General features: G+C 72.1%; 12 protein-coding genes. 6 read left to right on the top strand and 6 right to left on the bottom strand.

Annotation, left to right across the window (positions count from 1 at the left end):
* Positions 1 to 4: 4 nt before the first annotated feature.
* Positions 5 to 4,555, bottom strand: coding sequence for a trypsin-like peptidase domain-containing protein (locus ACLJPL_RS05255; RefSeq protein ID WP_411079506.1), 4,551 nt, complete (start codon positions 4,553 to 4,555; stop codon positions 5 to 7).
* A gap of 16 nt (positions 4,556 to 4,571) precedes the next feature.
* Positions 4,572 to 4,979: a CU044_2847 family protein gene (locus ACLJPL_RS05260; RefSeq protein WP_411079507.1), complete on the bottom strand. Its 408-nt coding sequence runs from the start codon at positions 4,977 to 4,979 to the stop codon at positions 4,572 to 4,574.
* Positions 4,980 to 5,423: 444 nt separating this feature from the next.
* Here ACLJPL_RS05260 and ACLJPL_RS05265 point away from each other — a divergent pair, with 444 nt between their 5' ends.
* Positions 5,424 to 6,644, top strand: a complete 1,221-nt coding sequence (locus tag ACLJPL_RS05265; protein ID WP_411079508.1) for a S8 family peptidase — start codon at positions 5,424 to 5,426, stop codon at positions 6,642 to 6,644.
* A gap of 268 nt (positions 6,645 to 6,912) precedes the next feature.
* Here ACLJPL_RS05265 and ACLJPL_RS05270 read toward each other — a convergent pair whose 3' ends face one another.
* Positions 6,913 to 7,665, bottom strand: coding sequence for a DUF4232 domain-containing protein (locus ACLJPL_RS05270; RefSeq protein WP_411079509.1), 753 nt, complete (start codon positions 7,663 to 7,665; stop codon positions 6,913 to 6,915).
* Positions 7,666 to 7,852: 187 nt separating this feature from the next.
* Here ACLJPL_RS05270 and ACLJPL_RS05275 point away from each other — a divergent pair, with 187 nt between their 5' ends.
* Complete coding sequence (locus tag ACLJPL_RS05275; protein ID WP_411079510.1) at positions 7,853 to 9,364, top strand: helix-turn-helix domain-containing protein; 1,512 nt, start codon at positions 7,853 to 7,855, stop codon at positions 9,362 to 9,364.
* 106 nt (positions 9,365 to 9,470) lie between these two features.
* Here ACLJPL_RS05275 and ACLJPL_RS05280 read toward each other — a convergent pair whose 3' ends face one another.
* Together ACLJPL_RS05280 and ACLJPL_RS05285 are read right to left on the bottom strand one after the other, a co-directional pair.
* Positions 9,471 to 9,983, bottom strand: a complete 513-nt coding sequence (locus ACLJPL_RS05280) for a DUF3515 family protein (protein WP_411079511.1) — start codon at positions 9,981 to 9,983, stop codon at positions 9,471 to 9,473.
* Positions 9,984 to 10,146: 163 nt separating this feature from the next.
* Complete coding sequence (locus ACLJPL_RS05285; protein ID WP_411079512.1) at positions 10,147 to 11,325, bottom strand: spore photoproduct lyase family protein; 1,179 nt, start codon at positions 11,323 to 11,325, stop codon at positions 10,147 to 10,149.
* A 323-nt stretch (positions 11,326 to 11,648) separates the two neighbouring features.
* On the opposite strand from ACLJPL_RS05285, the gene ACLJPL_RS05290 reads away from it, so the two are divergent.
* The gene (locus ACLJPL_RS05290; protein ID WP_411079513.1) at positions 11,649 to 13,268 is read left to right on the top strand and encodes a cryptochrome/photolyase family protein; all 1,620 of its coding nucleotides are present in this window, start codon (positions 11,649 to 11,651) and stop codon (positions 13,266 to 13,268) included.
* Positions 13,269 to 13,567: 299 nt separating this feature from the next.
* Entirely contained in the window at positions 13,568 to 13,963 is a 396-nt protein-coding gene (locus ACLJPL_RS05295; protein WP_411079514.1) for a hypothetical protein, read from the top strand.
* Positions 13,964 to 14,503: 540 nt separating this feature from the next.
* Here the strand turns inward: ACLJPL_RS05295 and ACLJPL_RS05300 are convergent.
* A complete protein-coding gene (locus tag ACLJPL_RS05300) occupies positions 14,504 to 14,815 on the bottom strand; it encodes an NIPSNAP family protein (protein WP_411079515.1) in 312 nt (103 codons plus the stop codon).
* Positions 14,816 to 15,055: 240 nt separating this feature from the next.
* Here ACLJPL_RS05300 and ACLJPL_RS05305 point away from each other — a divergent pair, with 240 nt between their 5' ends.
* Together ACLJPL_RS05305 and ACLJPL_RS05310 are read left to right on the top strand one after the other, a co-directional pair.
* Positions 15,056 to 17,371, top strand: coding sequence for a hypothetical protein (locus tag ACLJPL_RS05305; protein WP_411079516.1), 2,316 nt, complete (start codon positions 15,056 to 15,058; stop codon positions 17,369 to 17,371).
* A gap of 82 nt (positions 17,372 to 17,453) precedes the next feature.
* Positions 17,454 to 23,879 carry a hypothetical protein gene (locus ACLJPL_RS05310; protein ID WP_411079517.1) on the top strand — a complete coding sequence of 2,142 codons (6,426 nt, stop codon included), beginning with the start codon at positions 17,454 to 17,456 and terminating at the stop codon, positions 23,877 to 23,879.
* The last annotated feature ends 24 nt before the right edge of the window (positions 23,880 to 23,903 follow it).

Here is a 23,903-nt window from a genome sequence, read left to right on the forward strand (position 1 = left end):
GTCCTCAGCGGCCGCCCGGCGGGCAGACCCGGTCCGGCAGCCAGGCGGGCAGGCCCCGGCGTTCGTTCTCGGAGAGGTCGCGGCCGAGGATGGCGCACAACTCCTTCTTCCAGAGCGCCGGGTCGAGGTGCAGGATGCCCATGGTGTTCTCGTCGACGGTGCGGAGCAGGGTCCCGCCGTCGCGGGAGACCGCCAGGAACTTCTGCTCCTCCCCGAACACGTAGGACGTGCCGCGGTCCTCGGGGTTCGCCGCGTCCTGGAACCGTACGGAGTTCCCGTTGGCCAGGAAGTACACCGAGCCGTCGCTCCGGAAGCCCTGCCGGTACTCCCACAGGTTCAGGGGCCCCATCGGGCCGAGCACCCGCCGCGGGGGCTTCCCCGTCCGCCCGCCCGACCACAGTTCCATCATGGCTCCCTTGGTCTGCACGGTGGCGAAGTTCCCGGTCCGGTCGAGAACGGCGAAGTCCGTCTCCGGCCCCAGCTCGATGCGCAGTGCTGTGTTCTCCCGGCCCGTGCGCAGGGAGAAGGCGCGGAGGAACTTCTCGCCGTGCATCGAGAGCTGCACGTGTCCCGGCTCCGGGTGGAAGGAGGCGGTGAAGCCCGGGGGAGGCGTCGGCGCGATCCCCTCGTTGCGGACGTCGAGCGGCTTCGACAGGCGCCGGCCGTCCCGGGCGTTCCAGTGCTCGACGACGGATCCGGAGACGGTCAGCAGCTCGTCACCGGGGCCGAAATACAGCCCCACGCCCTGCTTCGGCGCATGGCGGCCGCCGCCGGCGGGAGGAGGCATGCTGACGGTGATGTCGGTGACGGTCCGCAGGGAGGGGAGCTCCCAGATCCGCACCTTGTTCCAGCTGATGAGATCGGCCGCCAGCGTTCCCGCCCGGTCCACCTCTATGTCGGGCGCGATGTTGACGTACAGCGACGGGCTCTCCCTCGGAGGGCGCTTCACCGTCTTCTGGACGGTCGTCGACCCGTCCGCCTCCATGCGGACGATGCCCAGAGTGTCGGCCTCGTCGCCCATCCGGACCAGCATGTCCCCCTTCTCGCCCCAGGCCGTGCCGCCGAGCAGTGCCGGAGGGCCGTCCGCGACGACCGGGTCCGTGACCAGGGGCCGCCCGAGCACTGACGTTTCGTCCCGGATGATCAGAACGGGGTTCGCCGGGTCGCCCACGAGGGACAGGTCGTCGTCGTCCTCGATCGGCTCGCTGGGCCCCTCGATCTCCTGGGCCCCGCTGCCGGGGCGCGTCCCGACCAGGACCCATGAGGTCTGCCGCTTGCGCACCGCGAAGTGCTCCCCGGTCCCGTCGATCGCGATGCCCTCGCACCTGCTGATGGGCTCCTCGAACCGGTGCCGGGTCAGCGTCCGTCCGTCCGCGACCCGGACGGCTTCGTACTCCGCGTGGCCACCGAGCGGGCCCGCCCGGCAGACGGCCAGCACTTCGCCGTCGCCCGACAGGGCGAGACGGGGTGTCGACGACCTGTTGACGCCGTCCGCCAGTTCCCGCGTCCTCCCGGTCGGGATGTCGATCGCGACCAGGGAGGACCTGTCCGTCTTCTTCTGCTCGGCGTCGGGCCGCAGCTGAGCCACGAGCGTGTCTCCGTTCGGCCCGAACATCACCGCGCCGACGCCCGGCGTCCGGCCGGGGAGCTCCACCGACCGCTCCCCCGCCAGCTCTCGAATCCTCACGCGCCCCTCGGCCGCCGTGACCACCTCACCCCCGTCAGGGGAGAAGTCCGCGACGCCCAGGCGGTCGGAGAGCCCGGTCACCTGCTCCCCGAACTCCGCGCCGCGGATGCTGCGTCCGGGGCCCAGCACCGCCGACTCGTCCGTACCCGCGCGGTCCACGTCGTGCCAGAACAAGGTGCCGCCGGCCTTCGTCGACAGGTAGGCGATCCTGCGGCCGTCCCGGCTGACCAGCGGCAGGAAGGCCCCTTCGGCGAGGGGGAGCCGGGCGCGCACGGTGCGCTCGCCCGCGCCCCGGACGAAGAGCACCACGCCCCCCTTGGAGTTCCCCGAACCCCCGAGCCGGGTCGTCATGAGGACCACCCGCCCGTCCGTGCTCGCCGCCACCTGGCTCACCCGTCCCTCGCCCGAGGTCAGGGCCCACCGGTCCTGTACGAAGTGGTCGTAGCGGCGCAGCAGCGCGTTGTCGGCCTCCTGGGTGGGGGCGAGGTCATGGGCCGCCATCGCGACCAGGGCGGCTGCGCCCGGGTCCCGCTGCGCCAGCTCGTCCGAGAGGATCGCCAGCGAGCGCGAGCGCCCGTCCGCCTCCCGCTCCGCGCTGACCCGCGACTGCTGGACGAGGAAGGTGCCGAGCCCGGCGATGAGCGCGAGGACGAGCGCGGCGGCGCCCCAGGCGACCCGCACCCGGGTCCGGCGGCGACGTTGTCGTCCGGTGGCGAGGTCGATGAACGCGCGTTCCTCGGAGGAGAGTTCAGCCTCCCGCGCACGTAACCGACGTGTCAGTGACGCCAGATGGATCGGGCCGGGCAGCAGGTCCGGGGAGCGCGCCGCCGCCTCCCAGCGGTCGAGGTCGTGGTGCAGCTCCGCACGGGCCGCCAACAGGGCGCTGTCGATGTGCACTTGGCGGGCGAGCGTCGGCCAGGCGCTGGTGAGGGCTTCATGGGCGAGCTCGGCCGTCTCCGGTTCGCCCACCCTCCCGTGCAGCACCAGCAGTCGCCGCTCGGCCAGGGCGCAGGCGATCCGCCACCGCTCCTCACCCGCCTCCTTGCGGGTGATCATCCGGCGCAGCGGGGCCTCACTGCCCGGCAGCACCCGGACGAGCCCGGTGAGCAGCCGCAGCGCGTCGGGCTCGTCCTCCGGACGCACGCACTCCTGCCACGCCTGTTCCGCGTGGCGTTCCAGGGCGCCGGCGACCCCGCCGATCTCCTCGTACGTCGACCGGCGCAGCCGCCCCCCGGCCTGCCTCTCCCAGAGCTGGGAGAGGACGAAGCCGAGCAGGGGCAGGATGCCGGGCGCGTCCCCGGCGTCCTTCAGGATGCGCTCCTCCAGACCGGGGTCGTACGCCACGGCCGGCAGGGGCCTGACCGGCTCGCGGATCACCTTCGCGAGCTGCCTTTCCGACATGGGGGCGAGCGGCACGTTCGTCCCGCTCGTCAACGCCTCCCCGATCACCGGGTGGTTGAGCGCCACGTCCACGAAGTCGGCGCGGAGGGTGAGCAGGACGCGGACGCCCTTCGGCTGTCCCTTCCGGAAGAGCAGGTCGGCGGCCTCCGCCACCTCGGCCTCGGTCCGGTCCAGCAGGGCCTCGGCCTGGTCGAGCAGGACGAGAACGCGGTGGCCCGTGCTCCCCAGGACGCGGTGGAGGACATCGGCGAGCCGGTCCGTCCGCAGCAGGGTGCCCACTTCCTCCGGGCTGCCGACCGGGGCGGGGGCGTCCAGTTCTTCCGGGCTGCCGGCCGGGGCGGGGGCGCTCAGTTCCTCCGGGCTGCCGACCGGATTGGGGACGCCCAACTCCCCCGGCTGCGCCGCGCTCTTCGGCCTCTTCGCGCCTTTCGACCTCTCCGCGCCCTGTGACCTCTCCAGCACGTGCAGTTCGTACAGCTTGACGGCGAGTGCGTGGCGCAGGGACCCGACGTCCCCGGCGTTGACGACCACGACCGCGTACCCCGCCTCCCGCATCCGCGGCGCCACCCCCGCGAGCGCCAGCGAGGACTTGCCGCAGCCGGAGGGCCCGTACAGGATGGCCGGCCCCTCGCCCCCCAGGGAGGCGACCACCCGCCCGATGTCGTCGTCCCGCCCGAAGAAGACGTCGGCGTCGGACTCCTTGAAGGTGGCGAGCCCGCGGAACGGGTTGTCCGGAGTGACCAGCGGGATCAGTTCGGGCAGCGCGTCCAGCAGGGTCCGGGTCCGCAGGGCGAACGCCTGCTGGGCCTCGCGTACGGGCTCGGCGGCCACCATCAGGCCCACGACCGCGCCCAGTTCGTCGTTCCAGACGGGGCTGCCGCTGAATCCCCGCTTGACGTACACGCTCTCGCCGTCGCCCCGCGAGAGCTGGACCCATCCCTCCCGGGTCGGCCCCCGGAACGTACCGCTGTGCCAGATGCCCCCGGGGTGGTCGTCGGTGAACCCCACGGCCCGGGCGGCGTGCCGCCAGACGCCCTGCGGGGGGTCGGCCAGGGGCAGCGGCCGGGCGCCGGGGATCGGTTCGGGGAGCCGCAGGAGGGCCATGTCACCGGTGCGGTCGGGGCGTACGGGTATCCAGCGCCGCACTTCGGCCGTACGGTCGCCGCCGTCGTACGCGCCCTGGGCGTCCCCGGCCAGCGGCAGGTCGACGGCGACCTCGGCCCCGGGCTCCACCGCCTCGTCCCGGGGCCGGTCGAGGGCGTCGGAGACCACATGGGCGCAGGTGAGGACGAGATCGTCGGCGACCAGGAAGCCCGCACCGGCGACGACCCCGTCCTGGCCCTTCACGCGGACGACGGCGGAGGAGAGGGCCGTCTCGGGGTCGTACGCGGGGTCGGGGCGACCGGCCGTGCGCTCCGGGGTCGCCCGCCGGTCGTCTCCGGGCCCGGTCTGCGGTGCGTGTGTCACTGGGCCCCCACCCGTATCAACTGCGCGGCTGTCCCACAGTATCCGCGGCGGCATCCGGCTCGTCGCGCCTGTTCCAGGTCAGGGTGACGGAGAAGTTGGCCGCCGTCGCGGTGCTGGCGATGACGACGTCCGCCTCGGCGGACAGGGACACCCCGAATTCGAGGGTGATCTCGTCCGGGGCCTGGGCCATGCCGGAGAACCGGCCCACGAAGCTCTCCGCCACCGGACGTACGGTGTCCAGCATCTGCCCGAGCGTCCGCTCGGCCCGTGCCACGGTGCGGCCGCCCCGCCCCACACGGACGAGCGCCTCGTCCACCTCGCGGATCTGGATCCGGATGGTCTCGTCGCCGGAGCCGGAGCCGGAGCCGGTGCCCGTGCCGTCGCCCAGGGGCACTTCCACGGTGTGGACGGGGCGTTCGCTCATGGCGGTACTCCAATGCTCGGGAGAATGCTCGGGAGTTGGAGATCGTAGCGAGAGCGGGGGAGCGGGGGAGCGGCTGAGCGGAATCAGCGGACGAGCGGACGAGCGGACGAGCGGACGAGTGGACGAGCGGGCAAGCGGGCAAGCGGGCAAGCGGGCAAGCAGGCAAGCGGACGAGCGGGCAAGTGGCTGAGGCGCTGCGTGGCCGAGGGGTGGCGGATGCCGGGGGAGCGGTTCATGCACGGTGCGCGACGGTCGTATTGCCGTGTGTGTAAGGGGAGTTGACGCACGGTTAACTCTGTGGCGCGGGCATGACATTCCCTCGGGCGTCCTTGTCCCGCCCGAACGCGCCGCGCCATCGTCGGGTGAGGCGTTCGAACCCCCGTGCGCCTTCCCCTCCGGCGCGTGAGTTCCCCCCAACGCGCCACCTTTCAAGGAGAGTTCTTCATGGCAGCAGTGCGCACCACCAAGCGGCGGATCGCCGGAGCGATCGCCGCGGCGACGATCTTGGCGCTCGCGGTCGGAGCAGGAGCGGCCTTACCGGCACAGGCGGCCCCCGCCCCGGCCCCCGAGGGCAGAGTCCTGCACGCGGGAGCGGCCGAGGCGGTTCCCGGGAGCTACATCGTGACGCTGAAGGAGACGGCCGGGTTCAGCGCGTCCGCGACCCAGGGCAAGAAGTTGATAGCGGGCTACGGCGGCCAGATCAAGCGCACCTACACGTCGGCGCTCAACGGATACGCCGCCAAGCTGAGCAGCGCCGGGGCCAAGCGGCTCGCCGCCGACCCGGCGGTCGCCTCGGTCGAGCAGGACCAGGAGGTCCACTCCACCGCCACCCAGACCAACGCGCCCTGGGGCCTCGACCGGATCGACCAGGCGAACCTGCCGCTGAACGGCACGTTCACCTACCCGGACTCCGCCGGCGGCAACACCACCGTCTTCGTGCTCGACACCGGCGTACGCATCACCCACCAGGACATCGCGGGCCGGGCCTCGTACGGCTGGGACTTCGTCGACAACGACGCCACCGCCCAGGACGGCAACGGCCACGGCACGCACGTCGCCACGACCGCCGCCGGAACCCGGTACGGCGTCGCGAAGAAGGCGAAGATCGTCGCCGTGCGGGTCCTCAACAACAGCGGTTCCGGCACCACCGCCGGGGTCATCGCGGGCGTCGACTGGATCACCGCCAACCGCACGTCCTCCTCCGTCGCCAACGTCTCGCTCGGCGGCGGGGCCAGCACCACCCTGGACAGCGCGGTACGCCGGTCGATCGCCGCCGGTGTGACGTACTCGATCGCGGCCGGCAATTCCAACGCCCCCGCCTCCAACTACTCGCCCGCCCGCGTCGAGACCGCGCTCACCGTAGGGGCCTCGACCCGTACGGACGCGCGGGCCAGCTACTCGAACTACGGGCCCCTGGTGGACCTCTTCGCGCCGGGCTCCGCCATCACGGCCGGCTGGGCCACCTCGGACACCGCCACCTACACGGGCGACGGCACGTCCTTCGCCGCGCCGCACGTCGCCGGCGCGGCCGCGGTCTACCTGACGAACCACCCCGGCGCCTCCCCGGCCGCCGTGGGCACGGCCATCGTGAACGGCGCGACCAACAACGTCCTGACCGGCGTCGGGGCCGGCTCCCCGAACAAGCTGCTCAGGCTCGTTCCGTAATTGCTCATACCTCTTCATGAGGTGACGCGGTGACGGCGTACTGACGCGGTGACGGCGTTACGTGGTGCTCGACGGCCGGGTACGGGTACGGGGCGATACCCCGTACGCGTACCCGGCCCACGTCGTCTGTCCGTGACGTCGTGACGTCGTGATGCCGTGACGCCGTGGCGTTGTGATGCCGTGACGTTGTGACCGTCAGGCGGGTGCCTCGACGTGGAACCGCACCGTGGGCCGGCTGATGCCGAGCCGACCGTGTACGGAGGCGGGATCACGAGGAGATGGCGTCGCCCATCGACTGCTGCCAGTACGTGACCTTGAGCGAGTCGTCGATGTGGACGCCCTTGCCGGGCAGCGAGGGGCGGGCGCCCGAGCCGACGCTCTCCGTTCCGGAGCGGCCCTGGAAGTAGACGGTCAGGGACTTCTCCGTACGGCCGTGGGCACCGCTGCCGTCCGCGGCGGACAGGTTCACGGAGGCGAAGCCGGACTCGCCCGGCTTGAGCGTGACCACGGCCTGCGGGCGGGAGTCCTCGATCACCGGAGGCACCGACTGGGCCTCGCCGAAGCGCACGGCCGGGTAGCCGTAGAGGTGGCAGATCGTGCTGCCGGTGTTGGTGACGGTGAGGAGCATGTGGTTGATCGGGCGGGTCAGCGGAGCTGCGACGGTCTTGGTGTTGGAGCCCTCACAGGTGACCGCCTTCCCGGAGGGGGCGGGAGCCTTCGCGCCGGAAGCCGTCGAGGTGGGGGCCTGTGCGGTCGGCGGCTTCGAGGTGCCGGTGGCGGTCGGCTCTCCGGAGGAGCCACTGCCGGCGGAACCGGAACCGGAACCGGAACCGGAAGCCGAACCGGACTCGGACGGGCCGGGAGCAGCCGTGGACGGCGAGGCGCTCGCGGAGGAACCGGCCGCCGCGCCCTCGTCCCTCGTGCCCGTTCCCTCGTCGCACGCGGTCAGGGAGAGGGCGGCGAGTGCGACGCCCACGGCGGTGGTCACCAGGCGGGTACGGGAGTTCCGGATACTGGACATGTGGTTGCGCCCCTTCGGCGTTCGGGTGGGGGTGGTGCTTGGATGACTCGAGCCTGTGGGGTGATTCGTCCCAGCCGCCACAGACAGCGGGGAGTTGGGGACACTGGAACACCGACATAGGCTCTGACCAGGCAAGATGTGGTGTCCCTGGAACGCCTGAATGGGACATGGGGGATGGTGGAACAGGTTGTCCGAGGCACAAGGGGCCGAAGCGACGGACGAGTTCGCGGCGCTGCTGCTGGAGCTGAAGGTCCGCTCGGGGCTGAGTTACGGGGCCCTGGCCAAGCGGCTGCACCTGAGCACGTCGACGCTGCACCGCTACTGCAACGGCACAGCGGTGCCCAACGAGTACGCACCGGTGGAGCGCTTCGCGAGAGCGTGCCGGGCGACGCCGCAGGAGCTGGTGGAGCTGCACCGGCGCTGGATCCTGGCGGACGCGGCCCGCGCGGGCAGGCCGGACCGGGCCACGGCGGCGACGGCCACGCCTGCGGCGGCGGCCACGCCTGCGGCGACGGCTACGGCGACAGCTACGGCGGCGACGGCCGGATCGAGCGACGGGGCTGATCCGACCACGACACAGGAGGCCACCGACGAGCGGGTGAAGGCCACCGAGCGGGTGAAGGCCACCGAGCCGGTGGAGGCCACCGACGAGCCGGTCGGCATCGGCGTACCGGGCGGGGTGCCGAGCGGCGTATCGGCCGGCGTACCGTCCAAGCCCGCGACGCCATGGCGCAGCCGTAGAGCACTGATCGCCTCCGCAGCGGCGGCGGCCCTGCTGGGGGTCGTGGCGCTCACCGTTCACGGCCCGTTCGGCGGGGGCGGGAAGGGCGCCGGTGACACCGGGAGAACCGTTGCGGACGCCTCCCCCGCGATCACCGGCACGGCGGATACGGAAGGACGGGGGCCGTCAGCGGCGGATTCCGCCACGCCTGCCCCGAGTTCCCCGAGTTCCCCGAGCTCCCCGGGTTCGCCGAGCTCCCCGGGCGGTGAGAGCCGCGGCCCGTCCGCCTCCGCCGCCCCCGGACCGGGCGGTGACGGGCCGGGCTCCTCGAAGGGCGGCGACGGCGAGCGGGGCGGGGCCGGGAACACCGGCGGCAGCTCCGCCCTTCCGCTGAACGTCGCCGCCCGCCCGTACGTCTACGACAGCCCGTGCAGCCAGCACTTCCTCGTCGACAGCGCACCCGCGCACGTCGGCCCGCCCGCGACCGAACAGGACGCACCGCGCTGGGCCGCCGCCTACGGCGCGGTGTCCTCGGGGGAGCAGCGGGTCGCCCTGACCGTTCAGGGCGCGGGGCGGGAGACGGTGGTCCTGGAGGCACTGCACATACGGGTCGTCGCCAAGGGCGCTCCGCTCGCCTGGAACGACTACGCCATGGGGGTCGGTTGCGGGGGCGGCGTCGACACCAAGTCCTTCGACCTCGACCTCGACGACGGCAGCCCCACGGTCGAGGTGAGGAACGGCCGGCGCGACTTCCCGTACAAGGTCAGCGAGGCCGACCCGGAGGTCTTCTACATCACCGCGCGCACCAAGGCGCACGACGTCCGCTGGGACCTCAGCCTGGAGTGGTCCAGCGGGGGCCGCCGGGGGACGGTGCACATCGACAACGCCGGCATCCCGTTCCGTACGAGCGCCGACGCCGGACGACCCGGCTACGACTATCCGCCGGGCGGCGGCGAGTGGATCGCGCGGCAGGACTGAGGGGCGAAATGCGAGGGGCGAGGGGGCACGGGCGAGGGGCGGTGACAGCGGGGCCCGCACCCTGTCTTGGGTGCGGGCCCCGTTCTCGTACGCACGGATACGGAGGTCAGCCGGCGGACCCGCAGCGCTCGTCGGCCTTGCCGGCCCTGCTGGACTCGCCGGACTCGCCCGTCTTGATGTCCTTCACGGCCGGAGCGAGGGCCGCGAGTACGGCCGGGGCGTCGGCGTCCTCGCTGGTGAAGCGGACCTGGACGGCGGGGCTGCGGTCATGGGTGGCGTACATGGCGGCGGTCCGGTCGTCGGCGGGCTTCTGGGACGTCCAGTCGACTCCGTCCTCGGTGAGGCAGTCGTCGTCAGCGGCCTCGGGCTCGGGCATGCCGCAGTACAGGATGATGTCGCCGTCTCCCCAGGCAGCGGCACCGGTGACGCTCGACTTCGCCAGGCGGTGTCCGCCGAGTTCGTCGGGGACCTTGCCGGTGAGGGTGTCGCAGGCGGGACTGTCGGCGTGGGGCGGCTTGGTGAGGTTGTACCCCTCGCCGGTGCCGCAACCGGCGAGAAGGGCGGTACAGGCGGCCAGCGCGGCGGCGACGCGCAGCGGCCCAGGCATGTGCTTGGTCAAGGTGATTCCCCGTACAAGTGATAGATCGGTCGGCGCAAGAACCTATCGGGCCGCAGGCGGCAGGGCGGCACCCGCCCCTTGCGCTGCCGCGAACCGGGGGTTCCACGCCTTGCGCTGCCGCGAACCGGGGCTTCCACGCCTTGCGCTGCCGCGAACCGGGGCTTCAGAACGCGTACCTGATGCGCAGCCACGGCGCGTGCGCCGCGATCAGTTCCCGCAGGCGGGCGACGGCCTCGCGTTTGACCTCGCGGGTGTAGCGGACGTTGAGAGCGCCGTTCTCCGAGCGCTTGGTCTCCTGGGCGGCCGGCTGCCACAGCATCTCTTCGGCCCGGGGGTGCCAGCCGAGGTTGACCTCGTGCAGCTGCTGGTTGTGGGTCAGCATGATGACCTCGGCGGCCGCCTGCTCCTTCACCCGGTCGGGGAGGACGTCGTCGAGGTGGTCGAGCAGGTCGGCCCAGTCGCGTTGCCAGCCGGGGCGCAGCACCACCGGGGAGAGGTTGAAGTGGACCTCGTACCCCGCGTCGAGGAAGTCGGCCGCGGCGGCGATGCGCTCCGCGACCGGGCTCGTACGGATGTCGAGCAGCCGGGAATCGGCGGCGGGCATGACCGAGAACCGCACCCGGGTACGGCCCTGCGGGTCCAGCGTGAGCAGGTCGGGGTTGACGAACTTGGTGGCGAACGAAGCCTTCGCGGTGGGCAGCCGGCGGAACGCGGCGACGAGGTCGGCGGTGTTGTCGCAGACCAGGGCGTCGACGGAGCAGTCGCCGTTCTCCCCGATGTCGTACACCCAGGAGCGGGGGTCGCACTGGGTGGGCTCCCGCTTGGGGCCCTGGGCCCGTACATGCCGTCGTACGTGGGTGATGATCGCCTCGATGTTGGTGAACAGCGTGATCGGGTTGGCGTAGCCCTTGCGGCGCGGGACGTAGCAGTACGCGCAGGCCATGGCACAGCCGTTGGAGGGGCCGGGGGCGATCCAGTCGGCCGACCTGCCGTTGGGCCGGGTCGTGAGGCTCTGCCTGACGCCCAGGACCAGGGTCTCGGTCTTGACGCGGGTCCAGCGGGCGATGTTGCCGTCGTTGCCGTGCAGGGACGGAATGCGCCAGTGACCAGGCACCTCGGTGACGGGAACGCCCGGCAGCCGCGCCATGATCTGCCGGCCACGCGGGGAGAGGAGCGCGGCGGGTTCGGCGTACACCTCCCGGATGTCCAGCATCCGGCGCGCCTGCGGGCTGTCCCTGAACCCGCCGCCCGGTGGGGGTGCGGGAGCCGTGTCGTCCCAGTCGTCCCAGTCGCGCCAGCCGAAGAGCGCCGGCTGCTCGGGCTCTTCGGGGGGCTGGTTCACGCACCCGACCCTACGGGGGAGGCGGGGGCGGGATCGGGGGACACGGCCGGTACGTGACGCAGTGGCGGAGTGGCGGAGTGGCGGGGTGGCGGAGTGACGGAGTGTCGGCGTACGGGTGCGGGTGCGGGCTGCCAGCATCGTCGGGGGGACCGGGACCGGGACCGGAACGGGGACCGGGAGGGGCGGGGCAGGCCCGGACTCCGCGCATCAGGAACCGGACACCAGGCACCGGACGCCGGGCACCGGACACCAGGCACCAGGCACAAGGCACAAGGCACAAGGCACCGGCACCCCGGCACGCCGGACGCGAGAGGCGGAACCCCATGGCGCCACGCCCCCACTTGCTGTTCGGGGACCAGCTCGGCCCGCACTTCCTCGACCCGCGCCACGGCGGCCCCGACGCCCACGCGCCGGTGGTCATGATCGAGGCGCGCTCGGTGCTGCGCCGACGCCGGTTCCACCGTGCCAAGGCCCATCTGGTGCTCTCGGCGATGCGTCACCGTGCCGCCGAACTCGGTGACAGGGTCACCTACATCCGGGCCGAGACGTACGCCGAGGGCCTGGAACAGGCTCTCGGCCGCCCCGTGCCCCGCCGGTCCGGCACGCACGACGGGGGCGCGGGCGGGGGCGGCGGGTCGGGGTCGGGGTCGGAGGAGAACGGTGCGGGTGACCTGCTGACGGTCTGCCACCCCACGTCGCGCCGGGCGCTGGACTTCGTCGGCGCGTTGGACGGCGTGGAGATCCTGCCGGCCAGGGGCTTCCTGATCCGCCACGGCGACTTCGCCGAGTGGGCCGACCGGAGCAGTGGCAGTGGCAGTGGCAGCGGCAGCGGACGGGCGCTGCGGCTGGAGGGCTTCTACCGCTGGGTGCGCGGGCGGCATGACCTGCTCATGGACGGCGACGAACCGGCCGGCGGGCGGTGGAACCTCGACCAGGACAACCGGGAACCCCCGCCACGTAAACAGGAAACCCTTGACGTCCGGGGCCCCTGGCAGCCGACCGAGGACGAGATCGACGAGGAGGTACGCCGCGACCTCGACCGCTGGGAACGCGACGGCGACGTCTCGTTCGTCGGCCGCGACGGCCCCCGGCGCTTCCCGGCCACCCGGCGCGAGGCGCTGTCCGCGCTGCGGCGCTTCGTCACCCACCGCCTTGCGGACTTCGGCCGCTACGAGGACGCCATGCTCGCCGCCGACCCGGTGATGAGCCACAGCCTCCTCTCCGCACCCCTGAACCTCGGGCTCCTGGACCCCGCCGAATGCGTGGAGCGCGCCGAACGGGCGTACCGGGCGGGCGACGCGCCCCTCAACAGCGTCGAGGGCTTCGTGCGGCAGATCGCGGGCTGGCGCGAGTACGTCTGGCACCTGTACTGGCACTTCGGCGAGGACTACCGCCACCGCAACGCGCTGCGCCACACCGCACCCCTGCCGGACTGGTTCCTGGACCTGGACGCCGACGCGGTCACCGCCAACTGCCTGTCCACGGCCCTCGCCCAGGTACGGGACACGGGGTGGACCCACCACATCCCCCGGCTGATGGTGCTCGGCAGCCGCGCTCTCCAGGACGGCTGGGACCCGGCGGCCGTCACCGACTGGTTCCACCGCTGCTTCGTCGACGGCTACGACTGGGTGATGCTCCCCAACGTCGTCGGCATGTCCCAGTACGCGGACGGCGGCCTGATGACCACCAAGCCCTACACCTCCGGCGGCGCCTACATCAACAGGATGAGCGACCTGTGCGGCCCCTGCGCCTACCGCCCCGCCCACCGCACCGGCGACGACGCCTGCCCCTACACCGCCGGCTACTGGGCCTTCCTCCACCGCCACCGCGCCCGCCTCGCGGCCAACCACCGCACGGCCCGCGCGGTGAAGGGCCTCGACCGACTCGGGGACCTGCCGGAACTCCTCGACACGACCGCCCGGCGAGGCGACTCGGCCCCCTGACCGGACCGCTGTGCGCGGATCCGGCCACGTTCGCGTCCGGGCTCCGCACACCGGTACGTGCGCGGGAGCCGTACTTGAACACGTCAAGCTCGTCCTGCTCGCCCCGCTCGTCCTGTTCGCCCCGCTTGGCGAGCCCGGCGTGACGCGTCGGTGTGACGCATCCGCGTGGCGCATCCGCGTGACGCGTCGGCGTCCATGAGTCGTACCTCCAGCCGTTCCATGTCAGGAAGTTCGGGTACCTGACGGGGACGACGAACCGGCTGAACCGACTCAGCAGACGGACGAGCAGGGAGAACGCCATGGCGAAGACGAAGGCATCCGGCACCACGCACCCGAAGGCCGCCTCGGCAGCGGGCCGGGCCGCCAAGGGCGGCAAGTCGAAGAGCAGTAAGAAGGCCGCCGCGAGCGCCCTGTCGCAGACCTCCGGCAAGGCCGGCAGGGCCGACGCGAAGACGACCAAGGCCGGGGCGGCCTCCGCCGCGGGCCGGACCGTGGGGGCCAAGAAGCGCTCGAAGTCCGAGAAAAGCGCCGCGGCCAGCGCCCTGGCCCAGTCCCCGGCCTCCTCGGGGCGCAGGCCCGGCAAGAAGATCCTCACCGCCGCCGCCAAGGTCCTGGCCGACAAGAAGTCGACCAAGGCGGAGCGCTCCGAGGCGGCGAGCACCCTCGCTCAGGCCGCGGCGCACGCGCTGAAGTAGCGCGCGCGGTCGCGCCGCACGGGAGGCGCGACCCCGCTCCTGCCCGGCACCGGCGACACCACCGCCCGCCCCGCCGAACACGGTTGACGTGGCCGAACACGGTTGACGTGCGGCGCGGTGAGGCGCGGACCGCCTCACCGCTCCTTCGGCCCGGCCGGATGCAGGAGGTCACGCCGCAGAGATCGGCCAGGACGAAGGCGGTCCGGGGGAGGCCGAACCAGAACACGCCGCCGGGGAACGCGAAGCCGAACCGTGGCGCGTACTCCTGGGCCAGTACGGACTTGCCGATGCCGGGCATCGCGCGGAGCTGTGCGCTCCGGCCGGAGCCGGAGCCCGGCTGGGCGACGAGCGGGGCTCGATGACGTACAAGCGGGGCTCGACGACGTACGAGCGCGGTGTGGATGCGCCACTGCTCCGCGAGCCGGTCGGTGAACCGGGCCGAGCCGGTCCTCGCCGGACCCGGCGTGACGGCCTGGCCTGCCGGACCCGTCCTGCCGACTCCGGCCTGACGTGAGCCAACCTCAGCACCCCCCCGCCCGCCTAGGACAGCTCGTCGAGCGGCCTGAGGAACCGGCGCTCGTAACGCTTGATGCAGCGGGTCTCACGAGCCAGTTCGAACGCTTCCTGGCATTCCGGGTCGGTCATGCTGTCCGAGCGGTACTGCTCGTACGCGGCCAGACTGGGGAAGGAGAACAGGGCGTAGGCGATGTCGCTGTCACCCTCACCCGGCAGGAAGTAGCCGTGGTGCGTCCCGCCGAACCGGTTGACGAGCCGGACCCAGCGGCGACCGTACTCCTCGAAATCCTCGAGCTTTTCGGCGTCGATCTCGTACTTCAGGTGAATGGTGATCATGCCTGCATGATGCCGTGGCACGGAAGCATCCGTACGCCCGGGAACGATGGCCGCCCGCATCCGGCGCGGCTGCGGACGGCCGGCCGACGCACCTGCGCGAGTCCCGACCCTTTTCATTCCTCCGGCGAGGCGTGAGTATGAGGGCATATGCGAGGAACACCGGTGACCGGAGCTTCGACGGAGGGGACTTCGGACGGGGTTTGGCGGCCCTATGTAGACCCTCCACTGATCACTCCCTGGATGATCAGGCCGGGAGCCGGCGAACCGGCGGACGAAGCGCGGCTGCGTCGCTATCTCCTGGCTCTCGTCGAGCGGCGAACCGCTCCCGTCCACGTCGCGGTCGCCTTCAACGCCGTGTACTTCGGCTTCGACACGGACGCCGCCGGATACGCCGGGGGGCCGCTGGACATCGGTGACTTCCCCTCGGTCGCGCTCGGCGACGAGATGGAGGCGTTGCCGGTCGGCGCGATGATCAACGTACGGACCGGCGGCGATCTGCTGCCCGCGGAGATCGTCTACAAGGAGGGCGCCCACGAGGCACTCGGCGTCGAGGGCGATATACCGGGCTGGCTGTCCGGCGCTCCCGCCGGCGCGTGGGGTCCGGACCAGTTCGACGGGGCGAAGGCCACCTCACTGCGCGAGCGACTGGTCTTCGACGCCGACGCGTTCGGGCCCGGTCTGGGTGCTTCCGGTGCGCGCCTGCACAGGCTGAGCCGCCGCGGCACCATCGACGCGCACGGGTCCTTGGTCGTCAACAGTCTGTACGACCGGTCCGGCGGCGACCGGTCCGGCGGCTGCCGGCCCGATAGCGACCTCGACGACACGTCGTATTACCTGCGCTATCTCATGACGCGCGGCAGGGACCAACTGGACAGCTCCCTCGCCCCCATGCCTCTGCCCTTGATGCTGCCTCCCGATGCCACCTCGCAGGACAAGGAGGCCGGACTGCGGAACCTGGTGCACGTGGTCCGGCGCGCTCTCGCGTCGCTCCCCGGGATTCGCCTGTGGGGGGAGTACGCCTTCACCCGCGCCTCGATGGCCGCCCACCTCGATGACGGTGGACCGCTGGGGCGTGACGCCCTGGAGACACTCGCTCGGTCCGTGGCGCGCGGTGCCGCCCCGATCGTCGGGCGCGGGACAGCGGTGCGGAGGCGGCCGATCTACACCGCTCTCGGGCCCGCGCTGTGTTCCCTGCCCGAGGCCGCGAGGCTGATGCGGGGCACGAGGTACCCCTCGGCCGTCCTCCACGCCAACGTCGTACTGATGGACCACGTACGACGTGAGGCCGACGAGAAGACGGGCCTGCTGCCCACCGGCGTACGGGTCGCCCTCGACGACCGCTGGCAGGGCGGCGGAGTGTGGCGGGCCGAGCACGTGGGGGACGATGCGGCGTCGGACGTGTTCCGGGGGGCCTTGGAGGAGCCGGCCGGGCGGGGCTGGGCGGAATGCCGGGAGCGCCAGGTTCCGGGTGCGCGCGACGGGGCGCGCGAGGTGCCGCCGGAGCCCGGAACCCCGTATCCCGTGATGCCGTGGCCGGACGAGCCCGATCTCGGGGAACCTGTTCTGGTTCACGAGGGGCCGGACCGGCTGGAGTGGCAGCAGGCCCTGCGCGCCCGGCAACTGGAGGGCGGATACCTGCCGATGCCTCTGGCCGTGACGACCGGGCAGGGCGCCGCGCAACCACCGGGCCGCGCACCACGCGACGGGTCGGTCCTATGGCCGAGTCCGAGCCCGAGTACGAGTCCGAGCCCGGACGTCGTCTTCCACCTGGAGCACGACGGTCAGCCGCCCTCCGTACAGCGTGTCCGGATGGACGAGGAGGGCCGGCTCGTCGGGTTGCGCTGGCCGTCCACCTGCTTCCCCGGCATCCTGCTCGACCTCGCCTGGCAGCGCGGCAGCCGGACCGTGGAAGCGAGGACGACCGCGCTGCTCCGGCCGAGGACCGTCGACGGGGAGCCGGTCGAGCACCGGTACGACCAGCGGGTGCGCACGAGGGACGGTGCGCGGCAGCGGCCACCGGATGACACACCCCTCGGCCGCACCCGGTGGCTGGTCATGACGGCGGTACGGAGGTTCGGCCTGCTGGACGTCGTGGGCCGGGCCATGCTGGCTCGTGAACTCCTGGCCCCCGCCCTGCCCCTGGTCATGACCGATGCCCCGGAAAACCCCACGGCCGAGCTGGTGGGCGCGGCGGTGGTCGAACTGCTCGCCGCCGGAGCACTGACCCGTCTGCAAGGCAGCCGGGGCGATGAAGGTAGGCCGCACCACCCGGCCCGACTCGGCGAACGCGTCGTCGAACTGCTCTGCTACACACCGCAGGTGGTGGAGGACCGGCCCAGAGGCCACGGGGATACGGAGGGCGGCGCGCCGCCGGTCCGTTCGAAGGCCATGCACCATGTGCCGGGATCTTTGCGCTACATAGGCCATTTGGGGTACGAAGCGAGCCCGGAACAGCGACGCTTGTTCCGACAGGACTTTCTCAAGTTCGGCCTCGTCGGCAGCCCTGAGCTGCCCCCCGGCTATACCTACGTACGGCCGCATCAACGGGGCTGCTGAACGGCCGCTCCCCGCAATCCGGTTCGCAGGAGTTCGTGTGACATCACCCCGTCGTGGAATGCACTTGTGCGGAGAGTCGGACATGCCGTTCTCCGTGGTGGAGGGGGCGTCGGACACACCGGCTCTCACCGACGCCCTGGAAGCATTGGCCCAGGCGCTCCGTGCCCTGCCGTCGCCGGTCGGCGCGGCCGTCGGACAGCTTCAACAGGCTGACGTCGAACACGCGTTGAACTCCACCCCGATGCAGTGGCGACGCCATATCCTCGGCGCGCTGCGGATTCCGGTGGCGGGCACCCGCGTGAGCCCGGCCCTGTGCCGTGATGTGCTCACGCGGATGATCCGGGACCCTTCCTCCGCCAAGTCGCGCCACGCGGCAGGTCACTTGACCCAGCCACTTCTGAACGACCTGCTGTTAGCCGCCGATTCAGGGGTGCCACTCACCCGGCGCTGGAGTCCGGGACTGCTCCGGCTGGCCGGGTGGGCGCATCTGCGGGTCAGCGCGGAGGACGGGGCGCTGTGGCTCTGGGCTCTCGACCAGTCCTGGATGACAGACGGTTTACCGGTCAAATCGGTTTCGGCGGTGCGTGAGGCCGCTCGACGGGTGGAGGAACTCGCCCCGGCGCCGCAGCCCCCGCGAGGAGAGGGCGACGGGCAGGACGACGGAGAAGACGACTCCACCGGCACCAGCACCGGTACCGGGGCGGAACCGGCCGTGACCGCAGCCCCACGGGAGCTCGCGGGCCATGGCGGCACCATGGAACTCCAGCCCGACGCCGCCGCGCTCACCGTGGCCGTCGAGCGTGTGGAACGGGCGCTGACGGCCGCCCGCGAGCCGGTCCGGCGGCTGGCCGGCGCGGTGTCCGCCCAGAGCCGGCCGGCCGACGCGGACCTCGTCGCGCTCCATGAACTCACGGCGGCGTTCGATGACGCGCTGGCAGGGCTCAGGGCCTGCGATGCGGAGCCCGCGTCCGACCTTGGCAGCCTGCGCGCATGCACGGTGTCGGTGGCCGAGAAGCTCGCTTCCCAAGCACTGCGCACCCGGCTCGCCGACGTGGACGAGCTGCGCCGCGCGCCAGGGTCCGCTCTGTCCGCCGCCACCGTGTCCGAAGCGCAGGAGGCCGCCCGTGCGCTGCTGGCCCGAGCGGAGTGGTCCCAGCAGGACCGGTCGGACGCCGAGGCCCTCGGGATGCTGCTGAGAATGGTGGAACTCGCCCACAGCGGCGAGGAGCGCTCGGCCGAGATCCTCGGGCTTCTCCAGGAGATGCCCGCGAAGGCTCCCGCCTTCCTCATGCTGGCCGCACAGTACGGGAGCCTGACCCTCGGGCCCGCCCCGGACGCCGGCCTCGCCTCCTCCCCCGAAACCGCCTCGGAACCGGCCCCGGACACGACTGCGGACGGGGTGACGGGAGCGGTCGTCGAGCCGGCCGCAGGCGGGGGAACGGGAGCGGAACCCGACCCCGGCGAAGCAGCCCACGCCGATGCCGTACAGGCTCACGGTGCCCTCGACACCTCCGTCTCCGGCGACCCGCACCCGCACGGAGGCACCCGTACGACGGAGCCTGGCTCGCAGAGGACCGGGAAGAAGCGTCCCGCCGCATCCGCGGACCGTCCCGCCGACCTTGCGGACCGACTCGCCGTCCCCGCAGACCGTGGCGTCGCATCCGAACCGCGCCGGGGACCGGCCCCGGCCCCGGGGGAGGACCGCCAGCCCGCCGAGCCCCCGACACAGCCCGACGCGCCATCCCCCATTGCTGACGCGCCGCCCCACTCCGCCGCTGCGCCGTCCCGCTCCGCCGACGCGCGGTCCCACTCCGCCGCTGCGCCGTCCCGCTCCGCCGACGCGGCGGAAGGGGACGGCCCGCTGCTCACCGCCGGCCGGCAGCAGACCCCGCCCCCTGCCCCCGCTTCGGCGCTCACGGCCGGTCAGCGGCAGACCCCGCTCCCCGCCCCCGCTTCCGCGCAGCCCCCCGCTTCGAGCGCCTCCCTGCCGCAGCAGCGCCCGCACCAGGCCGACGTGGACTCACCCCACACGGCGGTGAAGACGGGCACCCCGCTCGTGTCGGCTGAGTCCCCGGAGGCCGTCCTCGCCCCCCTGGTGGCGGAACACCGCTACGGTGCCGCCGCGGCGCTGGCCGAGCAGAACGCCGAGCCCGGGTTCCGTACGGCCGCCCTGCGGATCTCCGCGTACGCCCTCGCACTGCGTTCCTCCAGCGGGGAGTGCGCCTCGCGGGTACGCGCCGAACTGGCCGGGATGGACGTCGACGCCCTCGTCCGGAGCCGCCCCGACGCCGCTCTCGTCACGGCCGCTCTGCTGCGGGTCGTTCTCGTGACCGGGGACGCCGAGACCAGCGCCCCGCTCCAGCAGGTGGCCGCCGTACTGCCGCCGAGCCTCGTGTCCGTGGCCGACGAGGTCTCCCGGTGCGCGCTCCAGTCCATGCTGCTGCACTCCCCGCCGCTCGCCCTGGCGCGCGGCACGGCCGAGCTGGAACGCTCCCTCCAGGAGGCCCGCGAGGAATGCCGGCAGGGCTTGGACCAACTGCCCCGTATCCGGTTCAACCGGGCCACCGAGATCACACGGCTCTGGCTCGCACCCTCCGGGCTCATCGGCAGCCTGCTCCGGCGGGCCGCCGACGACGACAGGGACGGCCTCGACGAGGTCGCGGACCGCGTGCGGACGCTGGCCAACGGGTCCGCCCTCCAGGACGAACTCAACGAGGTCGACCGCAGGCTGATGAAATCCAGCAGGAGCCGTCTGGAAGGCCCCGCCAGGCAGAACCTGCTCCGGCTGATGAACGACCGGCTGCGCTCGGCCGACAAGTGGGTCGTCGCGGCTCGCGCGCTCGACGTCGGAGCGAACGACTGGAGCGTCGACCAGGTCCAGGCGATGCGCGCGGCCGTGCTGGCGCTGCGCGACCACGTGCTGGACGACCTGGCGGCACAGTCGCTCGCCGACGACGCCTACACCCGGTCCGCCGTGCGAGCGGCAGCAGATTCGCTGCGGCTCACCTTCGATCTGCTGGCGGGCGACACCCGGCTCGATCCCGCCGAGTACCCGGCGGAAGTGGTCCTGGGCATGGACCTCTTCAAGCTCCCCGGCGTGCGGGTGGAAGAGGCGACGGGACGCGTGATCCCACCGGAGCTGACCGCCGAGAGCATCATCGAGGGCACCGAACGGTCGTGGCTGGACGTCATCGACGGCCATCGGGCGGCCGAACGGTTCGACCTTGCGGCCCACCTCCTGGGCCTCTCCGAGATGCGTCTCCTGCCCCCCGGCCCGAACGGCCACGAAGAGCTGACCGACGAGAGCGTGCACCTCGCGGTGGGGGAGGCGGCGCGGCGTACGGTGGCCGACCTGGAAGGCAAGCGGCGGGTCTTGGAGGACTCGCTGCGCCGCACGCGCGTCAACGGCGTCTTCAAGGAGGAGGAGGAACGCGACTTCGAACACCGGCTCCAGGCATCCGCGTTGACCACGAAATCGGACCTCGCCGCCGCACGGCAGCGGCTCGACGGATTGTCGGAGGAGCTCGAACGCGCCCACGCGACGGCCACCGCCAAACTGCGGGCGCGGCTCATGGAGATCCCCGGCCTGAAGGCTGAGGACGTCGCACGGGTGGCCCCTCTCCTCGACGACGGCGACCTGCTGACCGCCGAGGAGCTGATCTCGCACCTCTCCAACGGAGAGAGCATCCCCGACACGCGTTACGGGGACCACCCGCTGAACGCCTTCTTCCCCTCGGTGCCCGATGCCCTGCCCCAGGGCATCACCGAGGAACTCATTCGGGCGGTACGGGACCGGCGGCGCTTCCAGAACCTTGACGCACTCGACTTCTCCGCCATGTCCCAGGAGTTCACCGATCAGGCGGCCAACGGCCTCGCGGGCTGGCGTGAGATGGCCTCACGACGGGGCGTCAGGAGGACGGAGGGCCTGAGTGAGGAGAACCTGCTGATGCCGGCGCTCCGTCTCATCGGCTACCGAAGCCTGCGCAAACCGCAACGCGACCGCCAGCGCAGCACCACCCCCGAACACCGTTTCCTGGACCTCCAGGAGGTCCGGTACACGGGAGAGGCCCTGGTGCCGTCCTTCGGGTCCGCCCTGCGCGGCAGGCTGCGGGTCATGCTGGCGTGGGGCCAGCCGACTCCGGAGGCGTTGATGGCCCGCGTGCAGCAGGACCCCAGCCAGGAGAGCCTGCTCGTCGCGTACTTCGGCACTCTCTCCGCGCACGCCCGGACCTCACTGGCCGCGCTCAGCGTCGGACGCCGGCCCATGGTGGTGCTCGACGACGCGGCCCTCGCCTACCTCGCCGCCCGGGGCAACCAGCTGCTCGACCCGGCGATGCGGGTGCTGCTGCCGTTCTCGGCCGTGAACCCGTACGTCAGTGAGAAGCGCGGCCGGGTCGCCGAGGAAATGTTCTTCGGGCGCCTGGAGGAACTCGGCTCCGTACAGAACCCGGTGGGCAACCAGGTGGTGTTCGGGGGCCGGGGGCTCGGCAAGTCGGCGCTGCTGAAGGAAGCGGGCCGGAAGTTCACCGCGCAGGCGCCCACGGCTCACATCAGCATGGCTCTGAGCCTGGACTCCACCTACAACGGCACCAGTGCCCAGTCCTCGGCCGTGTGGAATCTCATCGGGCGCAGACTGCTGGAGGAGGGCGCCCTGCCGCTGCCCAAGCGGGTACGGGCCGACGCGACCCTCACCTACGACAACGTACTGACCGGCATCAGGGCCTGGCTGAAGGCCGACAACAGCCGGCGGATGCTCATCATGCTGGACGAGGCGGACGGATTCTTCGAGTCGGACTCGCCGAGGTTCACCGAGACCCGGCGACTGCGTGACCTCAGTTCCGAGACCGACGACGGCGTCAAGATCGTCTTTGCCGGGCTCCACTCGGTACAGCGGTACGCCACCCTCGCGGCGAACAATCCGTTCAGCCACCTCTCCCAGCACCCGACGGTCATCGGCCCGCTCCAGCCCCAGGACGCGGCGAACCTGCTTCTCAAGCCGCTGGCCGCCCTGGGATACCAGTTCCTGGAGCCGCAGTTGGTGCACCGCATCCTCGGCCACTGTTCGTACCAGCCGTTCCTGCTCCAGATGTTCGCGCACCGGCTGGTGCAGACCATGCACGCCAAGAGGCGGGAGGCGAAGTCGGGGCCGCTGCACTTCATCGCCCGCGACGACGTCGAACGCGTACAGTCCGACAAGGACCTCCAGCGGAGCATCACCGCCGCTTTCCATGACACCCTGCGGCTCGACTCCCGGTACAACATGATCGCCAACGTGGTGGCGCACCACGCTCATCACCACGGGATCGACGCCCGGATGACCCATGCCGAACTGCGGGACGCGTGCACCTACTGGTGGGCGGAGGGCTTCAGGGACCTGGACCCGGACCAGTTCCGCGCCTACCTCACGGAGATGGAGGGCCTCGGGGTCCTCGCCCCCGACCCGGACCACCGGGGCTGGCATCTGCGGAGCGCCAACGCCCTCAGCATGATCGGCACGTTGGAGGACGTCGACGCGCAGTTGGAGAACACCTCCAGCCGGCAGGTGACCGAGCGGCTGACCGCCCTGGAGACACGCCACAAGTCCGCGAAGTCCCACTCGCACTGTCCGCTGACCGCCGCGCAGATCGCGGACATCCTGCCGGGCAGGCAGGTCTCCGGCTCCGAACCGGGCCGCCGGAATCTGGCTCGGGTGGTCCTCGGCTCTCCCGCCACCGGCGTGAACCGGGTCACCACCGCGCTGCGCGAGATCGCCGAGACCACCGGCTGGAAGATGCCGCATGTGGCCCGAAGGGCCGACTTCGAGCGCGAACTCGTCGGCGGCGAGCCGGGGATGAGCCGGCTCGTGGTCTCCGACCTGACCGTCAAGTCCCCCGGAGAGCAGTCCTGCCTCATCTCCCCGGAGCTGGCGACCACCCGACTGCCGGACGGCCCGGGGGTCACGCGCTCCGCCGTGGTCGTGGCAGGGCTGGAGCAGCTCACCCTGTGGGCATCGTTGCTGTCGGACGAGCAGACGTCCGGCGTGGGAGTGGTCCCGCTGCGACGCTTCACCCGGCACGGGCTGCGCACCTGGTCCCTCGACCAGAACTCCTTTACGTCGGAGGCGGCGCTGCAACGGGTGGCGGAGGCCACGGGCGGCTGGCCGCTGCTCATCGATCAACTCTCCGAACAGGTATCCCGGGGCGACTCGGAGGGCGCTGCCCTGAAGTCGGTACGCAGTCGGCTGGAGAGCATCGAGGGCGCGGCCGATTTCCTGGCCCAGGTGGGCCTCGTACCGGAGACGTTCCGCTGGTCGGCGTTCACCGCTGTGCTGGAGTTCATGACGCAGCAGGGCCTGCCTTTCGAGGACCTGGAAGCCGCCGCCGGCGCCGCCGGCCTGGACCCCGGCCCGGAAGCCGTCGACGCCATCCGGATCCTCCGCGCCCTCCAGGTCTTCGACGTGGACACGAACGGCCTGCACAGCCCCGAACCGGTGCTGCTCTCCTGCTGGTCGAGGGTCACCGGTTCCTGATCACGTCGGGACAACGATGGGCCC

The organism is Streptomyces sp. cmx-18-6, from assembly GCF_046548915.1.
Classification (GTDB): domain Bacteria; phylum Actinomycetota; class Actinomycetes; order Streptomycetales; family Streptomycetaceae; genus Streptomyces.

Bases quoted from the DNA above. Each gene is read 5' to 3' on its own strand.
- ACLJPL_RS05305 (WP_411079516.1), top strand. From the start codon at position 15,056: ATGATCAGGCCGGGAGCCGGCGAACCGGCGGACGAAGCGCGGCTGCGT.
- ACLJPL_RS05260 (WP_411079507.1), bottom strand. From the start codon at position 4,979: ATGAGCGAACGCCCCGTCCACACCGTGGAAGTGCCCCTGGGCGACGGC.
- ACLJPL_RS05300 (WP_411079515.1), bottom strand. From the start codon at position 14,815: ATGATCACCATTCACCTGAAGTACGAGATCGACGCCGAAAAGCTCGAG.
- ACLJPL_RS05270 (WP_411079509.1), bottom strand. From the start codon at position 7,665: ATGTCCAGTATCCGGAACTCCCGTACCCGCCTGGTGACCACCGCCGTG.
- ACLJPL_RS05290 (WP_411079513.1), top strand. From the start codon at position 11,649: ATGGCGCCACGCCCCCACTTGCTGTTCGGGGACCAGCTCGGCCCGCAC.
- ACLJPL_RS05310 (WP_411079517.1), top strand. From the start codon at position 17,454: ATGCCGTTCTCCGTGGTGGAGGGGGCGTCGGACACACCGGCTCTCACC.
- ACLJPL_RS05265 (WP_411079508.1), top strand. From the start codon at position 5,424: ATGGCAGCAGTGCGCACCACCAAGCGGCGGATCGCCGGAGCGATCGCC.
- ACLJPL_RS05295 (WP_411079514.1), top strand. From the start codon at position 13,568: ATGGCGAAGACGAAGGCATCCGGCACCACGCACCCGAAGGCCGCCTCG.